Here is a 5901-nt window from a genome sequence, read left to right on the forward strand (position 1 = left end):
GCCGGTACTGCGCTGGAGGCGGGCGCCCGGTCGGTGGACCTGCTGGTCCGGCGCAAGGATTTACCCCGTATCAACAAGGGCAAAGGTGCCGGCAGCCCAGGCATGACCCACGGCTACTGGCGCCTGCCGGATGACTGGAAGTGGAGCATCCGCCACTACCTCAACCTGCAACAAGTGCCGCCGCCGCAGGGCAGTACGTTGCGCGTGTCGCGGCACGCCAACGCGCGGTTCTTGCTGGGCAGCCCGGTTGAATCGGTGGCGGTGCAAGCCGATGGCAGCCTGTTGCTACAGACGCCGACCGCCCATTTGCACTACGACTTTCTGGTGTTTGCCACCGGCTTTCGCAGCAACTGGGCGTTGCGCCCGGAGTTTTCGCCGTTTGCCCCGCACATCAAACTGTGGAGCGACCGTTACAGCGCACCGGCCGGGCAAGAAGATAATGAGCTGTCGCAGTTGCCCGACTTGGGGCCATTATTCGAATTTCTCGAACGTGTGCCTGGCACCTGCCCGGGGCTGGACCGCGTGCATTGCTTCAGTTACCCGGCAGCGCTGACTTACGGCGGTGTGTCTGGCGATATTCCGGCCATCAGCGAAGGCGCCAAGCGCATGGCCCAAGGGCTGGCCGGCCAATTGTTCAACGACGATATCGAGCTGCATTTCGAGGCGATGCAAGCCTATGCCGAGCCGGAATTGAAGGGCGATGAATGGCAGCCGGGCATCCTGCGCGCTCAGGAGTTGCGCACATGACCGGATGGTTGTTGCGGCGGCTGGGGCAAGCCTTGCTGGTGATGCTGCTGATGACCCTGATTGTGTTCGTCGGGCTCAATGCCATCGGCAACCCGGTGGACATTCTGATCGGTGAAGACCTCAATCAGGCCGAGCGCTTGCAAGCGATTGCCCGGTTGGGCCTGGATCAGCCGCTGTGGCAGCAGTACCTGAATTTTCTCAGCGGGATTTTGCACGGGCATCTGGGCAAGAGTTATGTCTATCACGAAGACGCCCTGCAACTGATTGTGCAGCGCCTGCCCGCGACCTTCGAACTGGCGTTCAGCGCCTTGTTGATGGCCATCGTCATCGGCGTGCCGCTGGGGCTGTTTGCCGGGTTGTACCCGGACAGTAAGGCGGCGCGGCTGATGATGGCGGGCAGCATTATCGGGTTTTCGCTGCCGGCTTTCTGGGTCGCCTTGATGCTGATTCTGCTGTTCTCGGTGCACCTGGGCTGGTTGCCCGCCAGTGGCCGTGGCGCGACACGGGAATTGTTTGGCATTCAGTGGTCATGGCTGACCCTCAATGGCTGGCAGCATTTATTGCTGCCCGCGTTGAACCTGGCGCTGTTCAAAGTCTCGCTGGTGCTGCGCCTGACTCGCGCCGGGGTGCGTGAAATCCTCCCGCAGGACTTCGTCAAATTCGCCCGGGCCAAAGGCTTGTCGCCCAAGCGGGTGATTGTGATGCACGTGCTGCGCAATACCTTGATCCCGCTGGTCACCGTGTTGGGGCTGGAGTTGGGCTCGACCATCGCCTACGCGGTGGTTACCGAAACCATCTTTGCCTGGCCCGGTGCCGGCAAGCTGATTCTGGACAGCATCAACAATCTCGACCGGCCGGTGGTGGTGGCGTACCTGCTGGTCGTGGTGGTGATTTTTGTGAGCCTCAATCTGCTGGTGGATGTGTTGTATCGCGTGTTGGACCCGCGTGTCCGTCTGGAAGGTGCCCAATGACTGCTCTGCAAAACCCGCTGCGCGTGATGCGCGTCGAATCGTTGTGGCAACGCGGTGCGCTGGATTTTATCCGCTCGCCTTTGGCGATGGTCGGCCTGCTGATTTTGCTGTCGATCACTCTGGCCGCACTGTTTGCGCCCTGGATCACCCCGCAAAACCCTTATGACCTGATGCAACTGGACGTTCTCGATGCGCGCTTGGCGCCCGGAGCGCACAGCGCCGAAGGGGCTTACACCTATTGGCTGGGCACGGACGGGCAGGGCCGTGATTTGTATTCGGCGATTGTTTATGGCTTGCGCATCAGCTTGCTGGTGGGCGTGGGTTCGGCCTTGATCGCGGCCGTGATCGGGACGTTGCTGGGGCTGATTTCGGCGTATGCAGGGGGTTGGGTCGACGCCTTGGTGATGCGTCTGGTGGACCTGCTGCTGTCGTTCCCGGGGATTCTCATGGCGTTGATGATCCTCGCCTGGCTGGGCAAGGGCGTGGGCAACGTGATGCTGACCCTGGTGCTGCTGGAGTGGGCCTATTACGCCCGCACCGCGCGGGGCCAGGCGCTGGTCGAAAGCCGTCGCGAATACGTCGAGGCCGCACGCGGGCAGGGCATCAGCCGCTGGCGGATTCTGGTGGGGCACATTCTGCCCAACTGCCTGCCGCCGCTGATTGTGATCGGCGCCTTGCAGATCGCCCGTGCCATCACTCTGGAAGCGACCCTGTCGTTTCTCGGCCTCGGTGTGCCGATCACCGAGCCGTCGCTGGGCCTGCTGATTGCCAACGGCTTTCAATTCATGCTCGGCGACGAGTACTGGATCAGCGTGTTCCCCGGCCTTGCGCTGCTGTTGACCATCGTTGCGATCAATCTGGTGGGCGACCGTCTGCGTGATGTACTCAACCCGAGGCTGCAACGATGAATGCATTCCAGCAAGACGTTCGGCCTGCGACCCTTGAAGTGCGCAATCTGTCGACCTCTTTCCATACCCGTGACGGCGTGCTGCCTGCCGTGCGCGAGGTGTCCTTGCGCTTGCAGCCGGGGCAGATTCTGGGCCTGGTGGGCGAGTCAGGTTCTGGCAAGTCGGTGACCGGTTTTTCGATCCTTGGGCTGGTGGATGCACCGGGGCGAATCAGCGGCGGAGAGATCATCTTTCAGGGCCGCGACCTGACCCGGTTGTCGGCCAAAGAGCTGCGCCATTTGCAGGGCAATCGGATCGCCATGATTTTTCAAGACCCGATGATGACCCTCAACCCGGTGCTGCGCATCGATGCACAAATGATCGAAGCAGTGCGTGCGCACAGCCCGATGAGCCGTCGCGAGGCGCGCCAGCACGCCTGTGACACGTTGGCGTCGATGGGCATCGCCAGCCCCGAAGAGGGCCTGCGTGCCTACCCGCATCAGTTGTCTGGCGGCATGCGCCAGCGGGTCGCCATTGCGATTGCCTTGCTGCACCGCCCGGACCTGATCATCGCCGACGAGCCGACCACCGCGCTGGATGTGACCATTCAGGCGCAAATCCTGGGCGAGGTGCAGAAGCTGGTACGCGAGCAGGGCACGTCACTGATCTGGATCACCCATGACCTGTCGGTGGTGGCCGGGCTGGCCGATCAAGTGGCGGTGATGTACGCGGGGCGCATTGTCGAGCAGGGCAGTGTCGATGCGGTGCTCGACCGCCCGCTGCACCCGTACACCCAAGGCCTGATCGACAGTCTGCCGAGCCGCAATCAGCGCGGGCAACGCCTGCGGCAGATCCCCGGCATGGCCCCCAACCTGTTGTCGATGCCCGCCGGTTGCGCCTTTGCCCAGCGTTGCAGCCGGGCCAGCAGCGCGTGCAGCGAATTGCCACCCGCCGTTGAAATTGAACCGGGGCGCAGCCTGCGCTGCTTTCATCCCGCCGTCTATGAAGCTGGAGCTGCCCATGGCCAATGAATCCGTGCCTTTGATCGAACTTCGCCAGGTCAGCAAGCAGTTTGGCCAGGCCCCAGGTGGCCTGCTGCGACGCTTGGGCTTGAGCCAGCCACGGCCCTTGACCCGCGCCGTGGACAACGTCGATCTGCACATCGCCCGTGGCGAAGTGGTGGGGCTGGTGGGTGAGTCCGGCTGCGGCAAGTCGACATTGGGGCGCATGGTTGCGGGCCTGCTGCCAGCCTCCAGCGGCAGCGTCAATGTCGAGGGGCAGCCCTATGAGTCCTTGAGCGCAGGTGCGCGGCTCAAGGTGCAAATGATCTTTCAGGACCCTTACGCCAGCCTCAATCCACGCTTGCGGGTTGACCGCATTGTCGGTGAGGGCGCCTTGCGCCAGGGCTTGACCAGTCGCAGCGATTTTGACGACTACGTCAGTGCGCAACTGCGCCGTGCCGGGTTAAGCCCGGAGCTGCGTCAGCGCTATCCGCATCAATTCAGTGGCGGCCAGCGCCAGCGCATCGGCATTGCCCGGGCCCTGGCGGTGCAGCCTGAGTTGCTGGTGTGCGATGAGTCGGTGGCGGCGCTGGACGTGTCGATTCAGGCGCAGATCCTCAACCTGTTTATGGACCTGCGCGAGCAACTGGGCCTGACTTACCTGTTTATCAGCCATGACTTGGGCGTGGTCGAGCACCTGTGTGACCGGGTGGTGGTGATGTACCTGGGGCGGGTGGTGGAGTCGGCCACGGTGGATGAGTTGTTCAGCCGCGCCAACCACCCGTACACCCAGGCATTGCTGGCGCAGATCCCGCGTTTCGAGCTGCGCCGCAGCCAGTACCAGGCCATTCGCGGCGAAATGCCCAGCCCGCTGAATCCGCCGTCCGGTTGCCACTTTCACCCGCGCTGCCCTCACGCCAGCCAACGTTGCCGCGAACAGGCGCCGACGCTGCGTGAAGTGTCGCCGGGGCACCTCAGCGCCTGCCATCTCAACCTTGTTTCTTGAACCTTCGGATACCTGCCATGAAACCGCTGCTGCTTACGTTACTGACCGCTGCACTGTTGACCGGCGCGGCGGGGGCCAATGCCCAATCCCTGCGCATCGCCTACGCCGATCCGGTGTCATCGCTGGATCCGCAATTGAACAACCACGCCGGTGACCGTTCGCTGGCGCTGCATGTGTTTGAGTCGCTGCTGGAACGTCGCGACGACAAGACCTTGCCGGGGCTGGCCGAAAGCTGGAAAACCGTGGATGCCACCACGTGGGAGTTCTACCTGCGTAAGGACGTCAAATGGCAGGATGGCCAGCCGCTGACCGCCGATGACCTGGTGTATTCCCTGCAACGGGCGCGTAACGTTCCCGGCAGCGTGGCGCCGTATTCCAGTTCGCTGCGCACGGTCGAGTCGGTGAGCGCCCCTGACCCTTACACCTTGCGGGTCAAAACGTCTGAACCCAATCCATTGCTGTTGCAAAACATCGACTCGATTTACATCGTCAGCCGGCATGTCGGTGAGCACTCCAGCACCGCCGACTACAACAGCGGCAAGGCGATGATCGGCACCGGGCCATATCGGTTGGTCTCCAATGCCCAGGGCGACCGTACACTGTTTGAGCGCAACACCGGCTACTGGGGCAAGCCAGCGACGTGGGACACGGTTGATTACCGTTACATCGCCAACCCGGCCAGCCGCACGGCCGCCTTGCTGGCGGGGGACGTGGACGTAATCGACAAGGTGTCGCCCTCGGACGTGAAAAAACTCAGCGCCACCCCGAGTGTCAGCGTCTTTGCCTACCCCGGCTTGCGCGCGTTGCTGATTCAGCCGAGCTTCCGTGCGGGGCCCAACGAATTCATTCGCGACAATGCGGGCCAGCCGCTGGCGCAAAACCCGCTGCGTGATGTGCGGGTCCGCCAGGCGCTGTCGCTGGCGATCAACCGCAAGGCAATTGCTGAGCGCATTTTGCAAAACACCGTGACCCCGGCCAACCAGTGGATGCCGGCCAACACCTTCGGCTACAACCCGGCGGTCACAGACATCGCCAATGACCCGGCGCAGGCAAAAAAACTGCTGGCCGAGGCGGGCTACCCTGACGGCTTCCAGCTGACCGTGCACGTGCCGGGTGATCGCTACCCGCTGGCCCCGGAAACCCTGCAAGCCGTGGCGCAGTTCTGGGCGCGCATCGGGGTCAAGGTTGATCTGCAAGTGGTGCCGTGGTCGGTCTACGCCAGCCGCGCCAACAAAAACGAATACGCCGTCACGGTGATCGCCTGGGGCAACGGCACTGGCGAGGCCAGC

Annotated in this window: 5 protein-coding genes and 1 pseudogene; all 6 read left to right on the plus strand. The window is 63.1% G+C overall.

Annotation, left to right across the window (positions count from 1 at the left end):
• Positions 1 to 747 (plus strand): annotated as a pseudogene (locus GHO41_RS29945) (FAD-dependent oxidoreductase); the annotation flags it as partial.
• Positions 744 to 1718 carry an ABC transporter permease gene (locus tag GHO41_RS28255; RefSeq protein ID WP_153435255.1) on the plus strand — a complete coding sequence of 325 codons (975 nt, stop codon included), beginning with the start codon at positions 744 to 746 and terminating at the stop codon, positions 1716 to 1718. The pseudogene GHO41_RS29945 and the gene GHO41_RS28255, both read left to right, overlap by 4 nt.
• Positions 1719 to 1744: 26 nt before the next feature.
• Complete coding sequence (locus GHO41_RS28260) at positions 1745 to 2626, plus strand: ABC transporter permease (RefSeq protein WP_371929067.1); 882 nt, start codon at positions 1745 to 1747, stop codon at positions 2624 to 2626.
• Positions 2623 to 3636 (plus strand): ABC transporter ATP-binding protein, encoded by a 1014-nt coding sequence (locus GHO41_RS28265; RefSeq protein WP_153435257.1) that lies wholly within the window; start codon positions 2623 to 2625, stop codon positions 3634 to 3636. The genes GHO41_RS28260 and GHO41_RS28265 overlap by 4 nt, the downstream gene beginning before the upstream one ends.
• Positions 3626 to 4612, plus strand: a complete 987-nt coding sequence (locus GHO41_RS28270; RefSeq protein ID WP_153435258.1) for an ABC transporter ATP-binding protein — start codon at positions 3626 to 3628, stop codon at positions 4610 to 4612. The genes GHO41_RS28265 and GHO41_RS28270 overlap by 11 nt, the downstream gene beginning before the upstream one ends.
• 17 nt (positions 4613 to 4629) lie before the next feature.
• The coding region (locus tag GHO41_RS28275; protein ID WP_153435259.1) for an ABC transporter substrate-binding protein at positions 4630 to 5901 on the plus strand (1272 nt) is incomplete at its 3' end.

The organism is Pseudomonas sp. FSL R10-0399, from assembly GCF_009600165.1.
Taxonomy (GTDB): domain Bacteria; phylum Pseudomonadota; class Gammaproteobacteria; order Pseudomonadales; family Pseudomonadaceae; genus Aquipseudomonas; species Aquipseudomonas helleri.

Coding starts and splice junctions, on each gene's coding strand:
- GHO41_RS28265 (WP_153435257.1), top strand. CDS start 2,623: ATGAATGCATTCCAGCAAGACGTTCGGCCTGCGACCCTTGAAGTGCGC.
- GHO41_RS28255 (WP_153435255.1), top strand. CDS start 744: ATGACCGGATGGTTGTTGCGGCGGCTGGGGCAAGCCTTGCTGGTGATG.
- GHO41_RS28260 (WP_371929067.1), top strand. CDS start 1,745: ATGCGCGTCGAATCGTTGTGGCAACGCGGTGCGCTGGATTTTATCCGC.
- GHO41_RS28270 (WP_153435258.1), top strand. CDS start 3,626: ATGGCCAATGAATCCGTGCCTTTGATCGAACTTCGCCAGGTCAGCAAG.